This window comes from Nostoc sp. DedQUE05 (assembly GCF_034530955.1).
Classification (GTDB): Bacteria; Cyanobacteriota; Cyanobacteriia; order Cyanobacteriales; family Nostocaceae; genus Nostoc.
In genome coordinates this window covers 1-25,765 of the sequence record NZ_JAVRCB010000018.1, presented here as the reverse complement: position 1 = coordinate 25,765, position 25,765 = coordinate 1, and the positions used below count along the sequence as shown (strand labels likewise).

The following is a 25,765-nucleotide window of genomic DNA, read 5'->3' as shown; positions in this document are numbered from 1 at the left end:
AAAAGCTGTTTTTAGTAGTAAAACCTAATCACTGCGGAGAATAGAAGATTGTACAATCGCCTGTGCATCTAATACCAGTAATATTTCTTCCTGTTGCACAACGCACCCACATAAATAAGGAACTAAACTGGATGTCACTTGTCCGATAGGAGAATGAATATCATCAACTATGAACTTGGTTGTACCTTTTATTTCTTGTACAACTAATCCCAACACCAATGATTCCACTTGGATAACGATCGCATTGTATTGTCGCAGTCGATAATCTAGGGATTCTAAATTGAGCATTCTTGGTAAATCAACTACCCAAATTATCCGACTCCGCCAATTCATTAATCCTAATATGCAGGATGGCATATTCGGTATTGACGTAATAGATTCAACAGGGACAAGAATTGCTTCTTGCGTATGCTTCATTGATAAAACAGCAGTTGTTTGTTGATTTAGCTGAAATTTCAGATAACTATCTGCTAAATTATTTGGCGTTGGTTTTGAAGAAAGAATAATGTTTGTACTAGTCATTGATTAAAATTACCACTGATTTAATAGTACGTAGGAGATGTTCGCGGGTGTAAGGTTTAGTTATATAGGCATCTGCACCTTGTCTCATCGCCCACAAACGATCAATTTCTTGATTTTTGGAACTACAAACCACAATCGGTACTTTTGCAGTAATTGGATTTCTTCTCAGAGAACGACACAATTCAAATCCACTCATTTCTGGCATTACTACATCAGTAACGATCGCATCTGGTTTTTCTAACACAGCTTTTTCTAAACCCTCTTTTGCACCACTTGCTTTAATTACGTTATAACCACTCTCTTTAAGATAATGGCTCATTAATTCCAATTCGCTGGGAGAATCTTCTACAATCAAAATTGTGCCAAGCAAAGTCAGGCTCACTATCAAATCTCCTAAAAAAATCAATTAAACATATTTTGTTATTTTTATTTGCCTTATTTCAATCAACCAAGATGCTTAAAAACCATTTTTAGCAATTCGGATTGTGTAAAAGGCTTAGTCAAATATCCTGACGATCTGACCATTTTAGCTTTTGCCCTGTCGATAAATCCTGTTCTACCAGTCACCATAACGATCGGTGTATTTTTAAAAGCTGAATGTTTACGTAATAAGGAACATAGCTCATAGCCATCCAAACTTGGCATTTCAACATCTAGCAAAATCAGATCGGGCTTACTCCGTAGAATTTGCATTAAAGCTTTTACCGGATCGTTGATCGTTACAACTGAAAATGTGTTTTCATCTAAAAAGTGTTTGATAGAATTCAAAACAGTTTGGCTATCATCAATGCAGGCAATTGTATATAGTTTTTTGCCAATAGGTGGCTGAGTAATTGTCTGATTCTCAGGAATATCAAAATTGATTGGTATTGGCAAATTTTGCCCGATCTTGATTTGCAGATGTGGCTGAACTTGAGACGATTGTGTTGTAGAAAAAACTTGCGAACTCCCACCAGCCGGAATTGATGACTGAATATTTTGCCGATTTCGTAACTGTTTTTGGCAGTGTTCAACAAGCAACCTTAAATCCAGGTGACAGAACTTTGGTAGTTCATCCAAAGAGCTTTCTGGACTGAATTCATAGCTACCTTCTTTTAAACACAGAAATGATTCCATTACTTCTTTTGCCAATTCGTCTATCAGGCTTCCTGCTTGCACAGAGGTAATATAGTCCTGATTGACTAACCAACAAATAGCTTGGTAATCCGCATTTGGTATTGATTGATGTTCATTTTTCGTCTCAAACATCAGCCGCATCTGTACGCGAGTGGCACTGTTGAGAGCAGGAATTTGCTGACTCAAACGCCGTAAGTGACTGTCAAGGCGCTCAAATAGTTTATCTGAATAGGAGGCATAAGTAAGTTTACCGTCCTCTAGATAGATTGACCAAGAAACTATCCCGGTAAATACGCTTAAGCAACCCGTAGCACGCCGACTTGTTAATTGTGCCAACAGAGATAGCGGATGTAGTTTCTGGAACAACCTGTAGCTACCTATAGGAGTTGTGCTCATTTTGCTTTTACTTCAGCTAAAATTCGATACGTGTAAGCTAAATTCGTGTAAAGTTATTCCACAATCAAAATCAAGTAAAAAGCATTAAACTTTTGCATTTTAAAGTACATCAGTTTACATCTAGGTTTGTGGTGAAACTCAACGAGAGTAGCGTTATTTTCAGATGAGCAAATCTTAGTAAATTCGTAAATTGTGATTAATCTACTTAGTGTTACTGAGATTTATCAACATCTTTCGAGAAATAAGACATAAAAATGTCAAGACTAGATGAAGCCACTTTCCATTGAGTAACCCCAATCTGACCACAGGAATAATACTGATTTTATTAATGGCGATCTCTTTGAGCTTCTGTATTTACACTTATTTAAAATTTATTTTTTAAACAAGTAAGGACTGAATGAAGCTACTTTGCATCGAGTAACTTCAAATTGACCACAGTAATAACACTTATTTATTGAAAGCAATAAATGTATTTTTTATTATTTGTATTTAATAATTTAGATCAAACAGAATGCAAAACTTATTTTTTGCAGAGTGTTTTACCGCCGAGAATAGGTACTGAAAGTTCTCAGAATGGTACGTTATGTCCCTAACACATCCTACCTACGAAAATTGTAGGTTATTAAATCCACTAGGACTTATGCACTTTTACACATTTACTATCATTTGGAGAACAGACTTATTAAGTTAAAAGTCTTTCCCTGTCTTGTTCACAGGCGCATTTTACCACAAACAAATTTTCAAATATCTTCTTGTATTTGAAGCTATGCTGGCGAAACATATTTTTATTTAAGGGATATTTAAATAGGCTGGTAACTATTCTTGAACTTTTAACTCAAGTATAAGTACCAGCCTAGATAAGGCAATTTAATTTATCAAAAGTGCGGATGAAAGGACTTGAACCTTCACTCCTTTCGGAACTAGAACCTAAATCTAGCGCGTCTGCCAATTCCGCCACATCCGCATCAGTTTATTATCATACCATAAGAAATTATTTTTGGGAATAGGGAATGGGGACTGGCAAGCTGAAAAAGAATAACAATGCCCCATGCCCCATGCCCCATGCCCAATTACATAACTGCAACACGAGGCAGACGATGCTTGAATCCACAGAGAATTTCCCAAGAAATAGTGTTTAATTGTTTTGCCCAGTCATCCGCTGAAATTTGTTCTTTTCCCTGTTCTCCTAATAAGGTGACTACTTCTCCTTCTTGGATATTGGGTATGGCACTTACATCCAGCATTAACTGATCCATTGTAATTGTCCCAATTTGTGACACGCGCTGACCGCGAATTAACACCTGCATTTTGTTGGAAAGACTGCGAGGAACACCGTCAGCATAGCCAATTCCCACAACAGCAAGGCGAAGTTCGCGCGGGGCAATAAATTTATGACCATAGCTAACAGCTGTTCCTGCGGCAATTGTTTTAACTTGGGTAACTCTTGCCTTAAGTTGCAAAACAGGCTTGAGATCGATCGCATTTTGTAAATGCGGTGCTGGATAGAGTCCGTAAACAGCTAAACCTACACGCACCATGTCGTAGTGCAATGCTGGATTTGTAAGTGCGGCGGCTGAGTTTGCCAAGTGCAAGCAAGGCGGTTCAATTCCCATTGCTTTGATTTGAGCGATCGCATCCTCAAATCGTTTATGCTGTTCTTCCATTGCCGTGGTATCGGGATCGTCTGCTGTCGCTAAATGAGAATAAATGCTGGCAATATCAAGATGTGGTAATCGCTGCACTAATTGCACAAATTCGCCAGCTTGCCGCCAATCAGTCCCCAATCTAGACATTCCCGTGTCTAATTTAATATGTACGGGCACTGGAGAACCATGATTCATCGATTCTAAGGTATCAGAAAATACTAAAGCTTGTTTAGGGCTACAGAGTGTAGGCTGAAGTTTCCATTGGGCGATCGCATGAATCTGCTCTAGTGTATGAGTTGCCCCTAAAATCAAAATGGGCGCTTGAATCCCGCCTTCTCGCAATTGAATAGCTTCTGGAACTGTAGCCACTCCCAGGCAACTAGCTCCCGATTGGATGGCAATTTGGGCAACTGTTACTGCTCCATGTCCATAGGCATCAGCTTTTACTACTGCCATTAACTGGGTACGCGGCGATAAAAACTGCACCAGTTGCTTTACATTGTATGACAACGCCTCTAAATCAATTTCTACCCAAGCTCGTTGCGAAAACCATGCGTAGGTATCGCACTGCTGATTAGGAACTATACCAGGGATTTGTTTGCGACTTAACATTTGTACTGACTCCTATCCCGCCACGGCTAAACTTTCAAGTTATCTATCTATACACGCTCCTAAAAGCGAGATCAGATTAAATAGGAAGTTTAACCTTCAGATTGGAACTGATACAAGATGTTACGGCGCTAAAGTAAAAGTTATGAGTTATGAGTTAGAAGTAAATCTTACGGCTCAACTTTTCACTTTGTTCTTGTCTACGAGACGCTGCGCGATTGCGTCAGTCTAAGTAATAATTTTGATGAAGTAATAAATTTGACTTTTCAACTCCTAACTCCTCACTCTTCACTCCTAACTCTTGACCCTTTACTCATAACTTAATTTTCAAATTCTTCCGAAAGTATAATTTCTTCTCATCTCCCTAGCAGGGTGTATTTGTGTTAATATATTGTAAAACTCATACCCTGAGCGCAAATAATGGGGAAGGTTTTAGTCTTAAACGCCTCTTACGAACCTCTCAATATAACGAGTTGGCGTCGTGCTGTAGTTCTTTTAATCAAGGGCAAAGCAGAACGCGTGGAACACAACGGTAAATTTCTGTACACGGATTTCCCGTTGCCGACCGTGATCCGGTTGCGTCATTATGTACGCGTTCCTTATAAAGAAATCCCTTTAACTCGCCGAAATATATTGCACCGTGATGGTCATGCTTGTCAATACTGTGGTTACACAGGGGATGAGTTGACACTAGACCATGTAATACCGCGATCGCGCGGCGGAGGCGATACTTGGGAGAATATTGTTACCGCTTGTGTCCGTTGCAATGTCAAAAAAGGCAGTCGGACTCCCCACGAAGCTCACATGCCTTTGCGTCATCCCCCGCGCCAACCTTATAGCAGTCTCTATTTCGAGGTCAGCAAACATCTTAAGAGTGGACTGCATACAGAGTGGCAAAAGTATGTTATAGGTCTTTGAGCAAAAAACAGAGGAGCAAAGAAAAAAGGAGAAATACCCTCTTTCTTTAGTAGATAACCAATAACTAAAGTTATTGGAGTTTTAAAAAATTGGTAGCTATAGGCTTGCAACAAAGATGATTGCATCAACTATCAAGCTTTGAAATTTGTTGTATGTATTTTGTTGTATGTATATAGAGTTTCCCTTTTGCTCTTTACTCCCCCTGTCTTTTGCCCTTTTCCATTGGACTTTACTCTAAATTTGCAGAAGCAGAATTTTAAAAGGGGATACAAAACAGACGTTATTCATCAAAAATAATTGTTAATTGCTCAATAGTCACAATAATGAGAATATTAAGCATAAGAATATTTCAAATATCAAGGACTAATTCTAAAGGATAAGATAGGAAGTATACCCTAAGTTAGATAAAAATCTCCCTGATTGAATTTACGAAAGAGAACAAAACTTCTAAAACATATTTATGCTGCCAGATACAGCCTGATATCCTAAACTTCCTTGCTGTATGCCCTTTAGTGGAAGTTAGTTGATGTTGAGCGGTGTTACTGACAAGAAATATACTTAGATGTATAGTGCAATGTCTTGATATTTTTGCGAAGATCGTAATTAATGTGGCTAAATTCAGTGAATTGCTGCTCGTAAGTATTTCTGAATTAAAGGAGCCTCACACTTTAAAAAAAGTTCCCTATGTACTTTAATTCTCCCGTTACTCAGTTTGAAAGTTTGTCATTGACCACAGAGCCAAACCCAGAGGAACCTGAAATCGAGAAAGCGCCAGTGGAAGTTGCATTTAAGAGTCCGTCATTACCGCCATCGGTAGGTGATGGAGCTATATATCTCAGTAACCGTGGTAACTCTCTGGCACAACAAAAGTCAGAAGAACTGCAAAGAACCCTTTTGGCACACCGACACGATCGCCAACTGGTAATTCTGCAAGATTTTCCTGACCCTGATGCCCTTTCCTGCGCTTGGGCTTATCAGTTAATTGCCCAGCAATATGATATCAAATGTGAAATCATTTATGCTGGTGCATTGAGCCATCAAGAAAATATTGCCTTGGTAAGACTGACTAATTTACCTATCCAACGCTGGACAACGCAGACCTTGAAAACTAAAGATTTGTCATCTTATCAAGGTTTTGTATTAATTGACAACCAGGGAACCACTTCACAGCTACTGTCAGCAGTGCAGCAGGCTGGAATTCCTTTAGTGGTACTAGTCGACCATCACAGCATCCAAGGCGATCTGCAATCAGAGTTTGAAGATATCCGTCCTTACGTAAGAGCGACGGCAACAATTTTTACTCAATACCTCCAAACAGGATTATTAGCATTAGATAGCAGCATAAATCAACACGTCAAATGCGCTACTGCTTTGATGCATGGCTTGCGATCGGATACAGATCGGTTAATGCAAGCCCAAGAAGAAGATTTTATGGCAGCGGCGTATTTAAGCCGATTTTATGACGCTCAACTGCTAAATGCCATTTTACAGGCGAACCGTTCCAAGCGGGTAATGGATGTGATCGAGCGATCGCTGAAAAACCGCATCGTCCAAAATAACTTTTCCATTGCTGGTGTTGGCTACTTACGCTACGAAGACCGTGACGCCATCCCCCAAGCGGCTGATTTTCTCGTTACCGAAGAAAACGTCCACACCGCCGTAGTTTACGGCATTGTTCACGATGAAGACGAAGAACTGGAAATAGTCATCGGCTCCCTGAGAACTAGCAAACTTACCCTTGACCCTGATGAATTCATCAAAGAAGCTTTTGGGCAAGATAGCACAGGGCGCTTTTTCGGCGGTGGAAGGACAAGCGCAGGCGGCTTTGAAATTCCAATGGGCTTCTTATCTGGCAGCAACGAAAATTCCGCTTATGCGAAAATGAAATGGGAAGTATTCGATGCTCAAATTAAGCAAAAACTGTTGAGGTTAGTTAATCCTAGAGACAACCCGATCCAGTCGGAGTAGGGAGAAAAGGAGATGGGGAAAACTCCTAACTCATGCAGCAGTGAAAGGGTTTGGTTAGATAGTATCTGTAAATCATTCGTGATAAACATATTTCCCGACTTTTCTAAAAAGTCGGGAATTTTGGTCTTTTCACAGACGCTGAACTGATTGAGGATGTAGTTCGTGCTTAATGTTAAGTAGGTAGGCACAAATAAAATTAACTCGCGCCTACCTATTTTATTTACGAACAAGGAGCGCCATGAAGTCTATAGAACTGCAAATGTTACAAACTCTGTATGAACAAGATTTTTGTGCGTGGGTAGAGCGGACAGCAGAGCTTTTGCGATCGCACCAGTGGGACACGCTGGATTTAGAACACTTAATTGAGGAAGTGGTGGACTTGGGTAAAAGTCAACAACGGGCGTTGCAAAGTACGTTGCGGTTGGTGTTATCACATTTGCTGAAGTGGAAGTATCAACCTGAACGCCGCAGTCGCAGTTGGCAAGTGACCATTACCCGTGAGCGACTAAATATAGATGAATTACTGCAAGAAAGTCCTAGCTTGCAGCGTTTTTTAAATGATGCCGAGTGGATTAATACTATTTATCAAAGAGCGCGGCGAGAGGCAATGGTGGAAACTGGTTTATCAGAAGATAATTTTGCGATCGCTTGTCCCTTTTCTGTCGATGAGATTTTAGACTTAGACTTTTATCCTAACGCTGACAAATAACCATGTAGAATTTTTGTATAAATGTAGATATGTTCAATATGATGAGTAATCATCTGTGAAAATTGCTGTAACTTTGTTAACTAATTATAAAGATATGCACTTGGGATGCGAATAATACCTTTTGAATTTCTCATTCCCAGACGACCTGTTTCGTTACAGACAAAGAAAAAAGAAAACCTTCAGGCATGGAAAAATTTTGTACGCGTTGAAGCTCAAAAACTTTGGAAAGATCGCAGCGTCATTAAACAAGGTGATCTACAACTAACGCTAGTTTACCTTTGTGATGAGTTCCCGGCTGACACTGATAACATTATCAAGCCAATTCAGGATGCACTTGTAAACTTAGTTTTTGAAGATGATAATTTAGTATCAGATGTAGATAGTCATCGTAGATTTATATCTGACCCGATTGATATTAGAAATCTACCTTCATTATTACAGCGTGCTGTAATCACAGGTAAAGAGTGTGTTTATGTAAAAGTGAGTGAATCTCAACCCCTGGAAAAATACTTATGATTAACAATACTAAAACTCTATATGATGAAAAAGTAAAATCTTTGGCAGAGAAGTACGAAAGCCAAGGATTTCGTGTTTCCATTGAACCTAAAACAGATGAATTACCATTCGAGTTGGGTAACTACCAGCCAGATATGATTGCTATTAAAGACGACTCAGGTTTGGTAATTGAAGTAAAAACCAGCCTCAGCCGAATGTCAGTTGATCGTTTACAGGCTTTAGCAGAGGAAGTGAGTAAACATCCAGGCTGGCGTTTTTTATTGCTAACACTTGAAGACATAGAAGCTAAGTCATTACCTGGAACATCCGAACAATTTCCTTCATGGCGAGAGCTAACCCATCGGCTTATCCAAGCACATAAGCTTATTGAAAATGATGAAATTGAGCCTGCTTTTCTTTTGATGTGGAGTATATTTGAGGGGGCTTTAAGAAAGCGAGCAGTCGATGTTTCAATTCCTATTGAACGTTTCCCAGTTATAGGATTACTAAGACATCTGTACTCTTTGGGAGAGTTATCAATCTCTCAATTCGAGCTTGCTCAAGCTTGTTTTGAAGTTTGGAATCGGCTTGCTCACGGATATATTGAAAACCTAAATTTGCCAGTTGTACATAATTTTGACAATTTGGTTCGTGAATTATCAGGAAAATGGACAGTCGAACTCGCTATTAGTCAACTTTCATCAGAGGAGCTAGCTGCTTTTCGTGCCTGGTTTGCAGAATTCGATGCAGCATCCTTGGATAAACGAGAAGAATTAAGGAGAAATTTAATCAATCAGACAAGCCTTCTTTTAGCGCAAGAATTAATAATAAATGAGAAACTAAAGAAAGAATTAAACGTAAACGACGAAGAGGTTATAAACGTCGAATTCGCTGTTAGTCTACTTTCACCAGAGGATCTCGCCGCATTTCGTACCTGGTTTGCAGAATTCGATGCAGCATCCTGGGATAAACAGATTGAAGAAGATGTCGCTGCTGGTCGGTTAGATGCATTGGCAAAAAAAGCACTCAAACATCTCCGAGAAGGGCGTTGCACCGATCTGTGAAACATCGAGCAACCCCTGATTTTTGGTATTACTATCGCCAGTTACCAATTGATATCCAACAGCTTGCTGACCGATGTTATGAGTTGCTTCGGGAAGATCCTAAGTATCCATCATTGCATTTCAAAAAAGTCGGTCAGTTTTGGTCAGTGCGTATTGGTATATATTATCGGGCGCTTGCTGTAAAAGAAGATGAAAATTTTGTATGGTTTTGGATTGGATCGCATCCAGAGTATGACAGATTGCTAAGTGGTGGATAGCGTTCTAACATTAGCCTAAGAGCAGCCTAACTGAATCGCTCACAATACAAAGTATGGAACTATACTTAATTCGTCATGGCATCGCCGAAGACAAGGGATTAGGCATCAAAGATGAGGAGCGCAACCTAACCAAAGAAGGAAGGCAAAAAACTGAGAAAGTTGCCCAGAAACTTGTTAAATTAGGTTTAAACTTTGATTTAATTCTCACCAGTCCCTTAGTGCGGGCGCGCCAAACGGCTGAAATCCTCATAGCAGAAAAACTAAGCTCCCAGTTAGAGGAATCTAGCCACCTCGCCCACGACGGTCAAATTTCTAGTTGGCTAAAAGAGTGGTTAGAGCCAAGAAATTATTCCCAAAATACACAACTGGCGCTGGTTGGACACGAACCTGATTTAACCAATTGGGCAGAAATTCTCCTGTGGGGAGAAGTCAAAGAAAGTTTTGTCTTGAAAAAAGCAGGTATGATTGGGATAAAACTACCAGAAACAGGTTCTCCTCTGGGTCGGAGTCAGATGTTTTGGTTGACACCACCCAAGTACCTGCTGTAACAGTTTTTCAACATTTTCGATTGTTGTTAGAACGGCTACTGTTATGGCGACAATAAATTTCTGGTAATGTTACCTCCAGCAGATATTTCAAAAAGCAAATGGTGTTGCCATGATGGTGTGCGAATACAAGCCTGGTCTAGAAGGCATTCCCGCCGCTCAATCAAGTATCAGCTATGTTGATGGGCAAAAGGGAATACTAGAATATCGTGGCATTAGGATTGAGGAATTAGCAGAAAAAAGTACATTCCTAGAAACTGCTTATCTCTTAATCTGGGGTAAACTGCCAAGCAAAGAAGAACTGGAAACATTTGAGCATGAAGTTCGTTACCACCGGCGGATAAAGTACCGCATTCGGGACATGATGAAATGCTTTCCAGAAAGCGGCCACCCAATGGATGCCTTGCAAGCCTCCGCTGCGGCTTTAGGCTTGTTTTATTCGCTTCGGGATTTACATAATCCTGTCTACATTCGAGATTCAGTAGTGCGCCTGATAGCAACCATTCCCACAATGGTGGCGGCGTTCCAACTGATGCGAAAAGGCAACGATCCCGTGCGTCCCCGTGATGACTTAGACTACTCCGCCAACTTTCTATACATGCTTGATGAGAAAGAACCCGATCCTCTGATGGCGCGAGTTTTTGATATCTGCTTGATACTTCAAGTTGAGCATACAATGAATGCTTCTACTTTCAGTGCCAGGGTGACAGCTTCCACCTTAACCGATCCTTACGCTGTAGTTGCTAGTGCTGTGGGAACTTTGGGCGGGCCTCTGCATGGTGGAGCCAATGAAGAAGTAATTCAGATGTTGGAAAAAATTGGCTCTGTGGAAAATGTCCGTCCTTACATAGAGCATTGTCTGGAAACTAAATCTAAGATTATGGGCTTTGGACATCGTGTGTATAAAGTGAAAGACCCGCGAGCCATAATTTTACAAGGACTAGCAGAGCAATTGTTTGAGAAGTTTGGGCATGACAAGTTCTATGACATTGCTCAAGAAATGGAACGAGTGGTAGAGGAAAAACTCGGTAGCAAAGGGATTTATCCAAATATTGACTTTTATTCTGGTTTGGTATATAGGAAGATGGGGATTCCTACCGACTTGTTTACACCAATATTTGCGATCGCTCGCGTTGCCGGTTGGCTAGCCCATTGGAAAGAACAACTAGCAGAAAACCGGATTTTCCGTCCTACCCAGGTTTACAACGGTCTGCACGAAGTTACTTATACTCCCATTGAGCAACGGTAAATGGGCATTGGGCATGGGGCATTGGGCATTGGGCATGGGGCATTGCATTGGTAATAATCAATAAATACTTCTTCCCCTGCCTCCCCTGCCTCCTCTGCCTCCCCTTGTCCCTGTGCTCTCTGAATAGCCAATCTTAATGCCAACCATAAGTAGAATTCTCATCTCGCTTCAGGGTGGTCAAACCATCCAACGATATACTAGGCATGGGAATTGGCAACAAATCTTCAATCGGGCGTCATTACAGCAAAAATTAAAAATGGGTGGATTTACAGGTATTAATTTAACTAATAGTTGTAACTCACCATGACTCTATGTCTTAAAGAGCACCAAACATGAATTCAGGAATTGACCTCCAAGGAACTTTTATTGAATCCCTCCGGGATTTAGGTATACCAGCAGGAACAGCCAAAGCGATTTGGATGCCGCTGCCAATGATACTGATGCTGATTGGGGCAACAGTGGGGGTATTAGTTGCTACTTGGCTAGAACGGAAAATTTCTGCCTCCGCACAGCAGCGAATTGGGCCAGAATACCAGGGGCCTTTTGGGTTGCTGGTGCCTGTAGCGGATGGTCTGAAGCTGGTATTTAAAGAAGATATAGTACCAGCCAAGTCTGACCCCTGGCTATTTACCCTCGGCCCCATTATTGTTGTAATTCCGGTGTTTCTGTCGTTCCTGATTGTGCCCTTTGGACAGAATATCGTAATTAGCAATGTGGGCATGGGCGTATTCTTGTGGATTGCCCTATCAAGCATTCAACCCATTGGCTTGCTGATGGCTGGCTACGCATCTAATAACAAATACTCCCTCTTAGGGGGGTTGCGGGCAGCAGCGCAATCTATTAGTTATGAAATTCCTTTGGCGCTGGCGGTATTAGCGATCGCTATGATGTCTAATAGCCTCGACACCGTTGATATTGTCAATCAGCAGTCTGGCTACGGCATTCTCGGCTGGAACATTTGGCGACAACCAATTGGTTTTCTGATCTTTTGGATAGCTGCCCTCGCTGAATGCGAACGATTACCCTTTGACTTACCTGAAGCGGAAGAAGAAATCGTTGCAGGCTATCAGACTGAATACTCAGGCATGAAATTTGGTCTGTTCTACCTGGGTTCATACGTTAACTTAATCCTTTCTTCCTTACTAGTAGCAATTCTCTACCTGGGCGGTTGGGACTTTCCTATTCCCCTCAACCTCATCGCTGGTTGGCTGGGAGTTAGTGAATTAAATCCCGTGTTCCAGATAGTAACTGCGGCTTTGGGTATCACCATGACTGTGTTCAAAGCTTATTTACTAGTGTTTGTCGCCATCCTGTTGCGCTGGACAGTGCCACGGGTAAGGATTGACCAACTGTTAGATTTAGGATGGAAGTTTTTGTTACCAGTTGGTTTGGTTAATCTTCTATTAACGGCCGCCCTGAAACTAGCCTTTCCCTTCGCTTTTGGTGGTTAGTCATTAGTCATTAGCATACACAAATGACTAATGACAAAAGACCAAGGACGAAGGACAAGGGACAAATAACGCTGATGGCTTAAAAAGAGAGAGTGAAGCACAATGCTAAAGTTCCTAAAACAAGTTGGCGATTACGCCAAAGAAACAGTACAAGCTGCGCGTTACATAGGTCAGGGTCTTTCTGTTACCTTCGACCACATGCGGCGGCGTCCAATTACTGTACAGTACCCTTACGAAAAACTAATTCCTGGCGAACGGTTTCGCGGTAGGATTCATTTTGAATTTGATAAGTGCATCGCTTGCGAAGTTTGCGTTCGCGTTTGTCCAATTAACCTACCTGTAGTAGATTGGGAATTCGACAAAGCCAGCAAAAAGAAAAAACTCAACCACTACAGCATTGACTTTGGAGTTTGTATCTTTTGCGGTAATTGTGTGGAATTTTGCCCCACTAACTGTCTATCGATGACAGAAGAATATGAGCTTTCCACTTACGATCGCCATGAATTGAACTATGACAACGTAGCGCTAGGTCGTCTGCCGTATAAAGTAACAGATGACCCAATGGTGACACCACTGCGCGAACTAGTTTACCTACCCAAAGGCGTCCTCGAACCACATGGACTGCCCGCAGATGCGCCACGTGCAGGTGCGCGTCCAGAAGACTTGGTAGAACAAACAGAAAAATAAATGTCATTTGTCCATTGTCATTTGTCCTTTGTTATTTGACTAATAACTAATGACCAATGACTAATGACCAATGACCAATGACCAATGACAATTGACTAAGGACAAAAAACAGTGAATCTAGCAGAAGGAGTACAGTTAGTATCACTTGGCATACTGGGCGTGATGATGATTGGGGCAGCCATTGGTGTGGTGCTGTTCTCCAACATCGTCTATTCTGCCTTTTTGCTGGGGGGTGTGTTTATCAGCATAGCGGGAATGTACCTGTTGCTAAATGCTGATTTTGTTGCGGCTGCACAAATACTAATTTACGTTGGGGCGGTTAACGTACTGATTTTGTTTGCCATTATGTTGGTGAACAAACGGCAGAATTTTGTAGCATTTCCCAACTCTTGGGTGCGGAAAGCACTTACGGGTGTAGTCAGTGTAGGATTGTTTGGTCTTTTAAGTACGATGGTGCTGGCTACTCCTTGGGCTTACTCAGCTGCTCCTGTGGCAGGTGGCGAAAGTTCTATAGTTTTAATTGGAGAACATTTCTTCACTGACTTTTTACTACCTTTTGAACTAGCTTCCATTTTGCTGCTGATAGCAATGGTAGGAGCAATTATTTTGGCACGCCGCGAGTATTTGCCAGACCTGTTGACACCATCCAAACTGGGGCAAACTGTTTTGACTTTGCAAGAACGCCCCAGAGAACTAGTATCAACAACTAGCGAAACAAAAGAGTAATATTTGCAACCTGAGCCGCAGATAAACAGCCAGATTTTTTCAGGAGGGATACCCAGATTCATGCAACTCCAGTACTTTTTATTACTAGCAGCAGCTTTATTCTGCATTGGCATCTACGGTTTAATTACTAGCCGCAACGCTGTGCGGGTGCTGATGTCAATTGAATTACTGCTCAATGCTGTTAATCTGAATTTAATGGCATTTTCCAACTTCCTCGACTCAACATTAATTAAGGGTCAGGTTTTCACAGTATTTGTGATTACCGTGGCCGCAGCCGAGGCGGCGGTGGGTTTAGCGATCGTGCTGGCCATTTATCGCAACCGCGATACCGTCGATATGGAGCAGTTTAATCTCCTGAAGTGGTAATTGTGCGTGCAACTCAAGCAGGTAATCATTGCTTATAAAGCGCGGGATGCCCGGAGTAAACAATGGGCAGAAATCTGTGCGAAACAACTAGAAAGCCGCGAGTGCCATGTGTTGATGGGGCCTAGCGGGCCGAAAGACAACCCCTATCCAGTCTTTTTGGCTTCAGCAGCTCAACCAATCGATCTCGCTTTGGTACTCGGTGGCGATGGTACTGTTTTAACTGGTGCCAGACATTTAGCCCCAGCTGGCATCCCAATTCTGGGAGTGAATGTAGGAGGCCATCTGGGGTTTTTAACTGAGTCAGTGGAAGAGTTTCAGGATACGGAGAAAGTTTGGGATCGGCTGTTTGAGGATCGCTATGCTATCCAACGACGGATGATGTTACAAGCTGCTGTGTATGAGGGTCATGGATCTAATTTGGAACCAGTGAGCGAACGTTACCTGGCTTTGAATGAATTCTGTGTCAAACCCGCCTCCGCTGACCGAATGATCACCTCAATTCTGGAAATGGAAATCGATGGTGAGGTAGTCGATCAATACGTCGGGGATGGGTTGATTATTTCCACTCCTACAGGTTCTACTGGTTATACGGTTTCTGCTAATGGACCGATTATGCATGATGGTATGGAGGCGCTTACCATCACTCCCATTTGTGCAATGAGCCTTTCTAGTCGTCCTCTCGTTTTACCCCCTGGTTCTGTGGTGAGTATTTGGCCTTTGGGGGATTACGATTTGAGTACTAAGCTGTGGACAGATGGGGTTTTGGGAACTTCAATTTGGCCTGGACACCGTGTTGATGTGCGGATGGCAGAGTGTCGGGCTAAATTTATTATTTTGCGCGAGAACAATTCCTACTATCAGACGCTACGGGAGAAGTTGCTTTGGGCTGGTACAAGGGTTCACTACAGCAATAATCACCGTAATTAATTAAGTATTTTAGAGTGCATTTACCGCAGATTGCGATCGCCTATTGTTGTTATGCGATCGCAACCAAAATTACCCAAGCCCCTGGATTCATCTAGGGGCTTTCTAGTGGGGGCGAGAAACTTATACATACCTATAGATAAATGTATTGGCTCTTTAAAGTTTAGTATAAAATCTTGCTCATCTCAATTTAGTCCCAGTTCTTCCTTCAACGCCTTTGGTATATTAACTGCTGTCTCTAATCCCCGCACACCTTCCCACTGCTGCTTTTTACCCCAGATCATCTCTTCTAAATTGGCATCGCTAAGGTCTGCACCACCCAGAATGGCATAACTGAGGTTGCTATGGCTGAGATCCGCACCGTTGAGAATAGCACCACTGAGGTTACTACCACTGAGGTTAGCACTGTTAAGGTTGGCATAGCTGAAGTCTGTGCCAAACAGGATCGCGTCGGTGAGGTCAGCACCACTGAGGTCGGCGTCGTTGAGAATCACGCCGCTAAGGTCAGCTTCATTGAGAATCACCCGACTCAGGTCTACACCGCTGAGGTCGGCACCTAAGAACATTGCACCGTTAAGTCTGGCATTGTTAAGTTTGGCACCATTAAGTTTGGCATAGCTGAGGTCTGCGGCAACCAGGATAGCATTGCTGAGGTTGGTACTGAAAAGAATTGTGTCACTCAGGTTAGTACCGTTGAGGATGGCGTGACTCAAATCAGCACCACTGAGGTCGGCGCGGCAAAGGTCGGCATGGCTAAGGCTGACGCTATTAAGGTTGGCTTCACTCAGATTTGCACCGAAAAGGATGGCGTTATTTAGGTCAGCATGGCTGAGGTTAGTGCTGCTAAGGTCGGCGCGGTTGAGGTCGGCGCGGCTAAGGTCGGCGCGGCTAAGGTTGGTATTGCTAAGGTCGGCGCGGTTGAGGTCGGCGCTGTTAAGATTGGCACAGCTAAGGTTAGCACCACTGAGGTTGGTGCTACTGAGGTCGGCACCGCTGAGGTTGGCACCGCTGAGGTTGGCACCGCTGAGGTTGGCATCGCCGAGGTTGGCACCGCTAAGGTTGGCACCGCTAAAGTTTACGCCAGTTAAGTTGGCATCGCCGAGATAAGCAAGGCTAAGGTCGGCACCGCTAAAGTCTGCCCCGGTAAGGTTGGCATCGCCGAGGTAAGCACCCCTAAAGTTGCCGCCTTTGAGGAATTGTCCAACTATACTGCTAAAGTTGCCAATTTCCAGGGCATCGCTATAATTGATAATCCGTAGCAGTTGGGATGTGAAAAAATTGTCTGTGTCCGGTTGGGCAGATGGGTAGAATTTGATTTTTTGTTTGAGTTCATCTTGCCCTTGGGCGTAACGGTGTAACTCTAGTAATAAAATCAGTACGTTCAGCCCTGTATATATGTCTACCTGTCTCAACCCGATCGCAATATTTTGTGCCGCTAGCTTTAACTTTGTTTTCTGAGGCAGGTTATCATCTGGTGTGCCATCGATAAATTCTCCCTGACACCAGCGACGATAAAAATCTTCTAGCCGCCCAAAAAGCAATTCTGGACGAATTTTTTGACCAGTCACAACCAATTCCATTAGTTGCTTGACTATCTCAGGTTTCAGGGCAGCATTGCCCAATAAATCATAAATCTCTTCATGCATCTGGCGATCGCATACTTTAAAGCAAAACTCAGTGGATAAAGTGCCCAATGTGCGATCGTCCATCTGAGAAGTCAAACCGTGCTTTGGTACTGTCCATTTTTCTAAGCTTTTTTGCAGTCTTGGAGAGTATAAATATTCCTGCAAATTATCTTGAGCTAATCTAACACTTTTGTCTGGTTCTTTAATATTTTTTCCTAGAGGTAAAACTGCTTCAGTTTCTAGGGATGTGGCCTTTGGCATCTCTTGTAAGCTTGTACCCCTAACATAATTTCTCAGCAGCTGCCAAACTTGAGATAAATATGTTGACATTTTTGTTTCCGTTGTTACATTTAAATAACTGTTTTTGATAATCCTGAATTAAAAACTTTTCTATGCCAGTTTGCTTTGCATTCCCAATAATCAATAGTATAAATAAATACTATAGTAAAAAAATCATGAGTTGACGATATTTAGGGCAGGCTACTTCTGATGAATTTGCCAACGGCGTTTCTGGATGGCGACTTCTTGCTCACCTGTAGTAGCCTTAAGCTTCCTCTCATAATGTAAATGAAGTGTTAACTTCAAAATTCTTTCCCAGTTCAACTAATTCTATGATTTAGCTAATTTGTGATACTTTTTCTCCAAGAAATTTCCTAGTCTGATGTAAAAATCATACTTACTGTTTGTAGAAGATGCAATTGTTAGAAAAAATCCTACATTAAAACAGCACAACAAAGCTAAAAAATGGCAATTAAAATTTAAGCTGAAAGTTTATTGCTTAATATAAAGCAGCTAAGATAATCGCCATAGGGCGGCTATATGGCTTTGCAAAAGTTAAAAAATAACGAGAGATAGTTATCAGGTAATGAATGCGATGAACAGATTAACCTTTTACATGATTTTGTTACATAGTTTATTTTTAGGGATAGCGACAGCTAGCGCTAAGTCACCGTTTGTTAACAATGTTGATACAGCCAAGCAGATTGTTGAAGAAAATGTGGTTACAGTCAGAAGTGGAGAGAAGTTCAATAGTCAGTTATCTACAGAAGCTTCTTCAACGAAAATCTCAGCCTTATCATCAAATAATATTAATATTCCTCAGAAACAGAGGCTACCGTCAAATCAAGTTTGGGTAGTTAATCAAAATAAACACGCACAGCCTCAACCGTTTATTTGGATAGTAAAAAACCTAAAACAAGCAAGTCAGCAACCATTTTTACAAGTTGCAAACCCCGCAGAGAAAGCAAATGCAAAGCCTAGTACTACCGCAAAACCAGCAGCAAAGGATGATTTAGAGCCATTTAACGAAGTAATTAAAAACACCCAAAAATCTGGGGGGTTGTTCACCCTTTATCGTAATAAAGAAAAGAATAAGATTTATCTAGAAATTAAGCCAGAACAACTTAATAAAAATTACCTAGCTACGGCAACCCTAGAATCGGGTATTGGCGAACGAGGTATTTACAGTGGTATGCCTCTGCAAGATTTTTTATTTTATTTCAAACGGGTAGATGATAAATTACACTTTGTCATCCGCAATGTGAATTTTCGCACTCGTGAGGGAGATCCCCAAGTGCGATCGCTGACGCGATCGTTTAGTGATTCTGTTCTCTACACCATTCCCATTAAAAGCATTCATCCAGAACGCAAAACTATTCTCATTGACTTAGAAGATTTGTTACTCACAGACTTAGCTGGATTATCTGTAGGTTTAGGAGTTCCAAAAAGCACAAGCCAGTCCTATTTTGGTACTGCTAAAGCCTTTCCTCAAAACTTAGAAGTCGAATCAATTTTGAATTACTCTGATAGTGCTGAATCCAACAGTGAAGCGGCAAACTTTGGGTCGCTAGCTGACAGCCGTGGCTTTACCCTGCGCGTTCACTACAGCCTTTCCCAACTACCCGATCTAGATTATCGACCGCGCCTTGCTGACGATCGCGTTGGCTATTTCATCACCGCCTATCAAGATTTATCCAAAGACGACGATCGCGGCGATTCTTTTGTCCGCTACATCAATCGCTGGCATTTAGAAAAACAAGACCCGAAAGCAGTCATTTCTCATCCCAAAAAACCGATTGTTTTCTGGATTGATAACGCTGTACCCTTAGAATACCGCGATGCCATGAAAGAAGGCGTTCTTATGTGGAACAAAGCCTTTCTCAAAGCCGGATTCAAGGATGCAATTGAAGTCCGCCAAATGCCAGATGATGCTACCTGGGACCCGGCAGATATTCGTTACAACACGATTCGCTGGATTAATACAGTCGATGGCTACTTTGCAATGGGGCCATCTCGCGTTAACCCATTGACAGGGGAAATTTTGGATGCAGACATTCTCGTAGATGCTAGCTTTATCCGGGCACTCAAGGGTGAATATCGCAAAATTGTCCAACCCAGCCAAACAGAAAATCGCACGACTTTATCAGCTTTGATGCAAAATCGTTTACTTTGTGCCAATGGTTTAGATGGGAAAAACAATGGTGTCCCCCAGAAGATGCAAGGACAACAGGGGTTGTTGAATCGTTTATCGAAAATGGCAGGCGAGTACGATTTATGCTATGGCATGGAAGCTGCTAACCAGTTTGCCTTTGGTTCACTGGCAATGTCTCTGCTGCCTGATACTATGGCTACTCCAGACAAGGTAAAAGCATATATTAATCAATATTTACGTTTAATCATCGCTCACGAAGTTGGACATACTCTTGGTTTACGTCATAACTTCCGTGGTAGTACGCTGCTACCACCACAGGAGATGAATAATACGGAAATTACCAAAAATAAAGGTCTGACAACTTCTGTCATGGACTATATTCCCCCAAATATTGCCCCTCAAGGTACAAAACAAGGAGATTATTTTCCGAGTATGGTGGGGCCTTATGATGAATGGGCAATTAAGTACGGCTACACAACAATTCAAACATCAACTCCTCTAGCAGAAAAGCCAATTTTGGAGGAAATTGCTGCACAATCTTATAAGCCAGAATTGAGTTATTCCACAGATGAAGATGTGTATGACCTTGACCCCACAGCTGATGCTTGGGATAACAGCGGTAATGTACTACTTTATTCTCAGTGGCAGTTAAATAATTCGCGGGTGATGTGGGAACGTCTGGATAAACGTTTTCCAATGGCTGGTGATAGTTACAGCGATGTCAGCGAACGTTTTAGTACAGTATTGGGTAACTATTTTCAGCAAATATATTACACTACAAAATACATCGGGGGACAATCTTTCTATCGCATTCACCCCAGTGAGATACCTGCCGAGAAAGTCTCTGGAGTCACCCAACACCGTTTACCATTTGTACCAGTACCCGTTGAAGAACAACGGCAAGCTTTAGAAACGCTACAAAAATATGTATTTGCAGAAGATGCCCTCAATTTTTCACCAGAATTACTGAATAAATTAGCACCTTCTCGTTGGCGACATTGGGGTAGTTCTCCACAAGTTGGTCGTTTGGATTTTCCCATTCATGACTTGGTGCTACTAATGCAGGGTTCTGTGTTGCGAGATTTACTCTCAAGCGATCGCCTCTCTCGTCTTAAGGATATTGAACTCAAAACTCCCGAAGGAAAAGCACTGACTCTACCAGAACTATTTGACACTTTACAATCAGATATTTGGACGGAAGTCATCAAACCAAAAGGTAAACCGATGAAGATTACCAGTTTGCGGCGAGGCTTGCAGCGTCAGTATTTGGACATTTTGACTAGTATGGTATTGCGAAAAGAAAATGTTCCAGAAGATGCTCGTACTTTAGCATGGTATAAATTAAAACAGCTTGATGAAAAGCTAAAGGGGGTTAATTCTGAGGATGAATACACCAAAGCGCACTTATTAGAAACACGCGATCGCATCGATAAAGTCTTGAATGCGCCGTTGCAGACGAATTAAAAAAGATAGAAGTAAGGAATTAATACTAAAATTCCTCACTTCTCTTCTTTTCCCTAATTTTGGCAAAATATATTTAGAATGCTCATACAGGCTGAAAAAATAGTTTATGTCAGCTAGAGATAAATTTCACCATGTTGTGAAATCGGCATTACAAAAGGACGGATGGCGAATTACTCATGACCCTTTGCTAATTCGCATAGAAAATGTTACCGATATGTACATCGATTTGGGAGCAGAGAGAATTATTGCGGCAGAAAGAGAAGGACAAATAATAGCGGTTGAAGTTAAAAGTTTCATCGGCACTTCAACTATTTCTGAGTTTCATACTGCGGTGGGACAGTTTATTAATTATCGATATGCATTAGAAGAGATAGATTCAGAGCGAGTTTTATATTTAGCAGTGCCCTTAAACACTTATAACGATTTTTTAAATAAACCATTTATCAAAAGTATTATCCAGCGAAGTCAAATCAATCTGATAGTTTATGATGTGGAAACGGAGGAAATTATCCGATGGCAGATTTAGATAAATATCGAGAGTGTATTCGGCAATTACTTACAGAATATGCTCAACGCGCCTCCTGTAATAATGAAATTGAAGCTCAAACAATTTTTGACGTAGAACAAGACCATTACCAACTGATATATATTGGTTGGCAAAATAGACGTAGGGTTTTTGGCCCTGTAATGCATTTTGATATCAAAAACAGCAAAATTTGGATTCAGTGGAATGGTACAGAAGAGGATGTAGGTGAGCAACTTACAGCAATGGGAATACCAAAACACGATATTGTCGTTGGGTTTCACCCGCCTTATATACGGCAGTATACAGATTATGCTGTGAGTTAAAGGCTTGTTGCTAAACTACTTGTAAAAATATCATTTGCTCTACGTGTGTTGCACCCTTGATAAACTGTACGCAATACATATCTGGATTGCTCAGTTTTTTCCATTCAGCATAACGAATGCGATGTATAAAAACTCAAAATGAGGCAGCAGATAAGAAAGTTTCCTTCTGCTACCTCTGCATTATCTTAACTACTCAATGCTTTTAAAAATCGTTGCAAACTCTTAAATACACTGGGCTTTCTCGCAGGTGTCGCATCTGTTGTTGTTTGCGGTTGTCCTTTTAAAACAATGAGATCCAAATCATCACCAGATGGTTTTGTAGGTAATTCGGCAATTCTTTGATATTCGCCGTCAGTTTCTAGCCAAACTTCCCATTGTCCTGGGTAGCAGCGATATAGGGCACTTTCATCGTCTATGGGGCGCACGTAATACGCGGATTCAATGGTACTGATAAAGCGATCGCGAATTTTTCTCGCTGTATAACCAATGCCCACGGTTCCAGCATCTTCTAAGCGAGGATTTAACAAGACTAAAGGGCGATCGCCTATTACTTCACACAGCTTTTCCAACTGCGGCACTTCTACGGATGTGGGGGCGATGAATAAGAAAATTTCATCCTCTGGCTGAATTTTTGTCTGCAAAGAAGCAGCCCTACCCGTACCAATATCCAAAATTTGAAATGGGGAATCTACCCAATCACGTCGGGCTAGGGCCGCAGCCCCAGCGTCAGCAAAGAAAATTTTCAAACGGGAATCATAATCTGTAAATGCCGGCAGAAATTGTTCCGCCACTGGCATAAACTTCAGTTCTGGGAACAGGAAGTCAACTTGTAAGCGAGTACAGCCATCTGCAAGGGCAGCTTGAACGGCTGTACGAGATTGGGCGATCGCATCTTCAAGACTATTTGGAAGTTCACTCATAATCTGCATGGTTCTGTAGTGTCTATTCCCATTGTTTCAGTATTGGCTCTTAATTAACGTGAGTTCGACGAGTGCTATTTTGACCTCTCCCCCAGCCCCTCTCCTACGTCCCTTGCGCGTCTCGAACGCGAGTGCGTCTCTGAAACAGAAGAGAAAAGAAGGGCGGCAAGTAAATAAATTAGACTTTTCAAACAACCTCAAATATCTCCATTGAACTCAGTCGCCAGCAGGAGGATACTTAGCTCAATATTTTTTACCCTAGTACATAGACCTTATAAACAATTTAGGAATAGTGTATGCCTCTTCATAAACTTGAACATTTTGACCAAAATTATCGAGATACTTTTGGTGGAGACGATCTCAAAGCGTTGGATCTCTATACTGAGGGTGGGGACAGAGTTGGCTCAGTTGCTGACGTTTTAGTTGATGATGATGGTCATTTCCGCTATTTAATTATTGATATAAGCTTAGATTTTGTTAGCAAGAAAATCTTACTACCAACTGGTCTTTGCCGGATCAGTTATCTAGAAAAACGCGTCTATGTTGATGGGTTAAGCAGACAGCAAATAGAAGGTTTACCCGATCATACAGAAGACGCGATCGTTAATAATGATTACGAAGAAAAGGTACGTAGTGTATTTCGTTCTCCAACTAGCGGTGTGACTTCCGATCGCGATACATACAATTACCAAGAAAATCCCGATTTCTATGGGTTGAATGAGCAATCTCATCAAACTTTTAAACTCTATGAAGAACGATTAATTGCCAATAAACAACGCATCAAAACCGGAGAAGTAACGGTTGGTAAGCATATTGAAACAGAAACTGTAAGCGTTACAGTACCCGTTCAAAAAGAACGAGTTTTGATTGAGCGAGTTACGCCAACAGAAGCAGGAAAGGTTGTAAATCCCAATGAACTTAAGTTTCAAGAAGGAGAAGTAGCACGCATAGAAGTGTACGAAGAAACGCCTGAGATACAGAAAGAAGCGTTTGTGCGTGAAGAAGTCCGGGTGAAAAAAATAGTAGAGCAGGACATTGTGGAAGCACAAGACACCATTCGTCGAGAAGAATTAGATATTGATACTGCGGGTAATTTAGATGTGCAATAATCTGGTGTTACTGCATATAAAGCTATTTAATTAGCTGGTTTAGAAATTTGTTTGATAGATTTCTCTAAAAATTATCATACAGGCAAAGTTAATTTTATCTTTGCCTGTATTTTTTATTCAATAACCAGACTCTCAACTTTCTCAAAAGTAGGGAATCTTAATATTCAAAAAATTATATTTTGAGAAATCATCTACAGATCCAAGGATACAAAATACAAAACTTTGCATTTAAAATAGACATATCTTTACAAGAGTCAAGTGAGATGCTCCTAATTTCATGTCTCTAGTTAGCCATATCGCTCAAAATTATCTATAACTTTCGATTATTTAACTATGAAAATAATTCATTCGGCAGAAGGATGTACAAAAATAAATAAATGTCTACTTTAGTCATTAAGAGATGACAAAAAAATATTTGAGGTTAAACATAATGGTTCTTTACAAATTAGAAGATTTTGAGCCTAGCTATCAAGATAGTTTTGATGGTCATGACCTGAAAGGGCTGGGTGTCTATACACAGGGAACTGATGAAAAAGTTGGTACTGTGAGCGATGTTTTAGTTGATGAAGAAGGTCATTTTCGCTATCTAGTTGTTGACTTAGGCTTCTGGATTTTTGGTAAAAAAGTATTACTACCAATTGCCCGCGCCCGTATCGACTATAACGTCGATCGCGTTTACACAATTGGTTTAACTAGAGAGCAAGCTGAAGATTTGCCTGAGTTCGACGAACGTCAAACCCTTGATTACGACTATGAAGAACGGGTGCGTGGAGTATATCGCCAACCCACAGACTACAACCCTCGTGTAGAAGCTGCAACACCATTAGACCCTTTAGCAGGATTAGATCCTTTAGGAACGCCTGTACCACCATTGGGTACAACTCCCACTTACGCCCGTGATAGCTACACTTACGAAAATGAGCCTGCTTTATACGGTTTAAACGAGCAAGATCATCAAACTCTGAGATTGTACGAAGAACGGCTAATTGCCAGCAAACGACGCCAAAAAACTGGAGAAGTAACGATTGGCAAGCATGTTGAAACTGATACCGCACGGATTGCAGTGCCAGTAGAAAGAGAACGAGTCGTTATTGAACGTGTAACTCCAGCAGATGCGGGTACGGCTGTTTCTGGGCGCGAAGCAGACTTCCGTGAAGGCGAAGTTGCTCGCATTGAAATCCATGAAGAAACTCCTGATGTTCGCAAAGAAGCATTTTTGCGTGAAGAAGTCAGAGTTAGAAAAGTGGTCGATCAAGACACAGTTGAAACTCAAGAAACTGTGCGTCGCGAAGAGTTAGATGTGAATTCTGGTAATCTTCCGATTGAAGAACGCTAACTATAGATAGTCATTAGTTACTAGCTAATGACTAATAATTAATTCTACACAGTACAGGTGAAGCAGTTGAATTGGCTTTACCTGTCCTTACGCTGATACCACTTATAATACTTTTCGGATAAACCTAACAATCTCTCTTTTGGCCTGGGGAAAGGTTAAAGGGAAAGGGGTAAAGGTAAATTAAAATCGTCACCCTTTCCCTTTTCCCGCTTAAGCGAAAAGTATTGATACTACTTAGGATTTTTGATTGCAAATATTACTCTGGATATGAGTTGGATAAATCCATCGATCGCAAATACTTTCTAAATGGTATCCAGATGATTAATACATTTGGCGTTGCATAAATGCGGGATGAATCATGGAAACACGGGTATTTCTCTATA

Annotated in this window: 24 protein-coding genes and 1 tRNA gene; 18 read left to right on the top strand and 7 right to left on the bottom strand. The window is 41.5% G+C overall.

Annotation, left to right across the window (positions count from 1 at the left end; translation table 11 throughout):
- Positions 1-24: 24 nt before the first annotated feature.
- The 5 genes from RMZ42_RS15345 to alr form a co-directional block, all read right to left on the bottom strand.
- Positions 25-522, bottom strand: coding sequence for a chemotaxis protein CheW (locus RMZ42_RS15345; protein ID WP_322672204.1), 498 nt, complete (start codon positions 520-522; stop codon positions 25-27).
- The gene (locus tag RMZ42_RS15340) at positions 515-904 is read right to left on the bottom strand and encodes a response regulator (RefSeq protein WP_322672203.1); all 390 of its coding nucleotides are present in this window, start codon (positions 902-904) and stop codon (positions 515-517) included. The genes RMZ42_RS15345 and RMZ42_RS15340 overlap by 8 nt, the downstream gene beginning before the upstream one ends.
- 62 nt (positions 905-966) lie before the next feature.
- On the bottom strand, positions 967-2,034 hold the full coding sequence (locus RMZ42_RS15335; RefSeq protein WP_322672202.1) for a response regulator: 1,068 nt from the start codon (positions 2,032-2,034) through the stop codon (positions 967-969).
- A gap of 882 nt (positions 2,035-2,916) precedes the next feature.
- A tRNA-Leu gene (locus RMZ42_RS15330) sits at positions 2,917-2,998 on the bottom strand.
- Between the two features lie 106 nt (positions 2,999-3,104).
- Positions 3,105-4,292, bottom strand: coding sequence for an alanine racemase (gene alr, locus RMZ42_RS15325; protein WP_322672201.1), 1,188 nt, complete (start codon positions 4,290-4,292; stop codon positions 3,105-3,107).
- 417 nt (positions 4,293-4,709) lie between these two features.
- Between alr and RMZ42_RS15320 the strand changes: the two genes are divergently transcribed.
- The 13 genes from RMZ42_RS15320 (at position 4,710) to RMZ42_RS15260 (ending at position 15,651) form a co-directional block, all read left to right on the top strand.
- A complete protein-coding gene (locus RMZ42_RS15320) occupies positions 4,710-5,207 on the top strand; it encodes an HNH endonuclease (RefSeq protein WP_094349059.1) in 498 nt (165 codons plus the stop codon).
- Positions 5,208-5,891: 684 nt separating this feature from the next.
- Positions 5,892-7,175: a bifunctional oligoribonuclease/PAP phosphatase NrnA gene (locus RMZ42_RS15315; RefSeq protein WP_322672200.1), complete on the top strand. Its 1,284-nt coding sequence runs from the start codon at positions 5,892-5,894 to the stop codon at positions 7,173-7,175.
- Between the two features lie 238 nt (positions 7,176-7,413).
- Positions 7,414-7,884 carry a DUF29 domain-containing protein gene (locus RMZ42_RS15310; protein ID WP_322672199.1) on the top strand — a complete coding sequence of 157 codons (471 nt, stop codon included), beginning with the start codon at positions 7,414-7,416 and terminating at the stop codon, positions 7,882-7,884.
- 105 nt (positions 7,885-7,989) lie between these two features.
- Positions 7,990-8,400, top strand: coding sequence for a RusA family crossover junction endodeoxyribonuclease (locus RMZ42_RS15305; protein ID WP_322672198.1), 411 nt, complete (start codon positions 7,990-7,992; stop codon positions 8,398-8,400).
- Positions 8,397-9,443: a hypothetical protein gene (locus RMZ42_RS15300; protein ID WP_322672197.1), complete on the top strand. Its 1,047-nt coding sequence runs from the start codon at positions 8,397-8,399 to the stop codon at positions 9,441-9,443. Before RMZ42_RS15305 ends, RMZ42_RS15300 begins: the two co-directional genes overlap by 4 nt.
- The gene (locus RMZ42_RS15295) at positions 9,440-9,700 is read left to right on the top strand and encodes a hypothetical protein (protein WP_322672196.1); all 261 of its coding nucleotides are present in this window, start codon (positions 9,440-9,442) and stop codon (positions 9,698-9,700) included. The genes RMZ42_RS15300 and RMZ42_RS15295 overlap by 4 nt, the downstream gene beginning before the upstream one ends.
- A 53-nt stretch (positions 9,701-9,753) precedes the next feature.
- Positions 9,754-10,248 carry a phosphohistidine phosphatase SixA gene (sixA, locus tag RMZ42_RS15290; RefSeq protein ID WP_322672195.1) on the top strand — a complete coding sequence of 165 codons (495 nt, stop codon included), beginning with the start codon at positions 9,754-9,756 and terminating at the stop codon, positions 10,246-10,248.
- Between the two features lie 109 nt (positions 10,249-10,357).
- Complete coding sequence (locus RMZ42_RS15285) at positions 10,358-11,494, top strand: citrate synthase (protein WP_322672194.1); 1,137 nt, start codon at positions 10,358-10,360, stop codon at positions 11,492-11,494.
- 332 nt (positions 11,495-11,826) lie between these two features.
- Complete coding sequence (gene nuoH / locus RMZ42_RS15280; protein ID WP_194045704.1) at positions 11,827-12,945, top strand: NADH-quinone oxidoreductase subunit NuoH; 1,119 nt, start codon at positions 11,827-11,829, stop codon at positions 12,943-12,945.
- A gap of 102 nt (positions 12,946-13,047) precedes the next feature.
- Positions 13,048-13,632 (top strand): NAD(P)H-quinone oxidoreductase subunit I, encoded by a 585-nt coding sequence (gene ndhI / locus RMZ42_RS15275; protein ID WP_229462911.1) that lies wholly within the window; start codon positions 13,048-13,050, stop codon positions 13,630-13,632.
- A gap of 111 nt (positions 13,633-13,743) precedes the next feature.
- Positions 13,744-14,358 carry an NADH-quinone oxidoreductase subunit J gene (locus RMZ42_RS15270; RefSeq protein ID WP_322672193.1) on the top strand — a complete coding sequence of 205 codons (615 nt, stop codon included), beginning with the start codon at positions 13,744-13,746 and terminating at the stop codon, positions 14,356-14,358.
- 60 nt (positions 14,359-14,418) lie between these two features.
- Positions 14,419-14,724, top strand: a complete 306-nt coding sequence (gene nuoK / locus RMZ42_RS15265; protein ID WP_006199065.1) for an NADH-quinone oxidoreductase subunit NuoK — start codon at positions 14,419-14,421, stop codon at positions 14,722-14,724.
- A 6-nt stretch (positions 14,725-14,730) separates the two neighbouring features.
- Positions 14,731-15,651, top strand: a complete 921-nt coding sequence (locus RMZ42_RS15260) for an NAD(+) kinase (protein WP_322672192.1) — start codon at positions 14,731-14,733, stop codon at positions 15,649-15,651.
- Positions 15,652-15,833: 182 nt separating this feature from the next.
- Here the strand turns inward: RMZ42_RS15260 and RMZ42_RS15255 are convergent, their stop codons facing one another.
- Positions 15,834-17,603 (bottom strand): pentapeptide repeat-containing protein, encoded by a 1,770-nt coding sequence (locus tag RMZ42_RS15255; RefSeq protein WP_322672191.1) that lies wholly within the window; start codon positions 17,601-17,603, stop codon positions 15,834-15,836.
- A 544-nt stretch (positions 17,604-18,147) separates the two neighbouring features.
- Here RMZ42_RS15255 and RMZ42_RS15250 point away from each other — a divergent pair.
- The 3 genes from RMZ42_RS15250 to RMZ42_RS15240 all read left to right on the top strand — a co-directional run bounded on the left by RMZ42_RS15250 (position 18,148) and on the right by RMZ42_RS15240 (position 22,017).
- Positions 18,148-21,168 carry a zinc-dependent metalloprotease gene (locus tag RMZ42_RS15250; RefSeq protein ID WP_322672190.1) on the top strand — a complete coding sequence of 1,007 codons (3,021 nt, stop codon included), beginning with the start codon at positions 18,148-18,150 and terminating at the stop codon, positions 21,166-21,168.
- Between the two features lie 106 nt (positions 21,169-21,274).
- A complete protein-coding gene (locus RMZ42_RS15245) occupies positions 21,275-21,694 on the top strand; it encodes a XisH family protein (protein ID WP_322672189.1) in 420 nt (139 codons plus the stop codon).
- A complete protein-coding gene (locus RMZ42_RS15240; RefSeq protein ID WP_322672188.1) occupies positions 21,682-22,017 on the top strand; it encodes a XisI protein in 336 nt (111 codons plus the stop codon). The genes RMZ42_RS15245 and RMZ42_RS15240 overlap by 13 nt, the downstream gene beginning before the upstream one ends.
- A gap of 185 nt (positions 22,018-22,202) precedes the next feature.
- On the opposite strand, the gene RMZ42_RS15235 is transcribed toward RMZ42_RS15240, so the two are convergent.
- Complete coding sequence (locus tag RMZ42_RS15235) at positions 22,203-22,937, bottom strand: DUF1995 family protein (protein ID WP_322672187.1); 735 nt, start codon at positions 22,935-22,937, stop codon at positions 22,203-22,205.
- Between the two features lie 296 nt (positions 22,938-23,233).
- Here RMZ42_RS15235 and RMZ42_RS15230 point away from each other — a divergent pair, with 296 nt between their 5' ends.
- Both RMZ42_RS15230 and RMZ42_RS15225 read left to right on the top strand, forming a co-directional pair.
- The gene (locus tag RMZ42_RS15230) at positions 23,234-24,046 is read left to right on the top strand and encodes a DUF2382 domain-containing protein (protein ID WP_322672186.1); all 813 of its coding nucleotides are present in this window, start codon (positions 23,234-23,236) and stop codon (positions 24,044-24,046) included.
- Positions 24,047-24,476: 430 nt separating this feature from the next.
- Positions 24,477-25,382 (top strand): DUF2382 domain-containing protein, encoded by a 906-nt coding sequence (locus RMZ42_RS15225; RefSeq protein WP_322672185.1) that lies wholly within the window; start codon positions 24,477-24,479, stop codon positions 25,380-25,382.
- Positions 25,383-25,765: the final 383 nt, after the last annotated feature.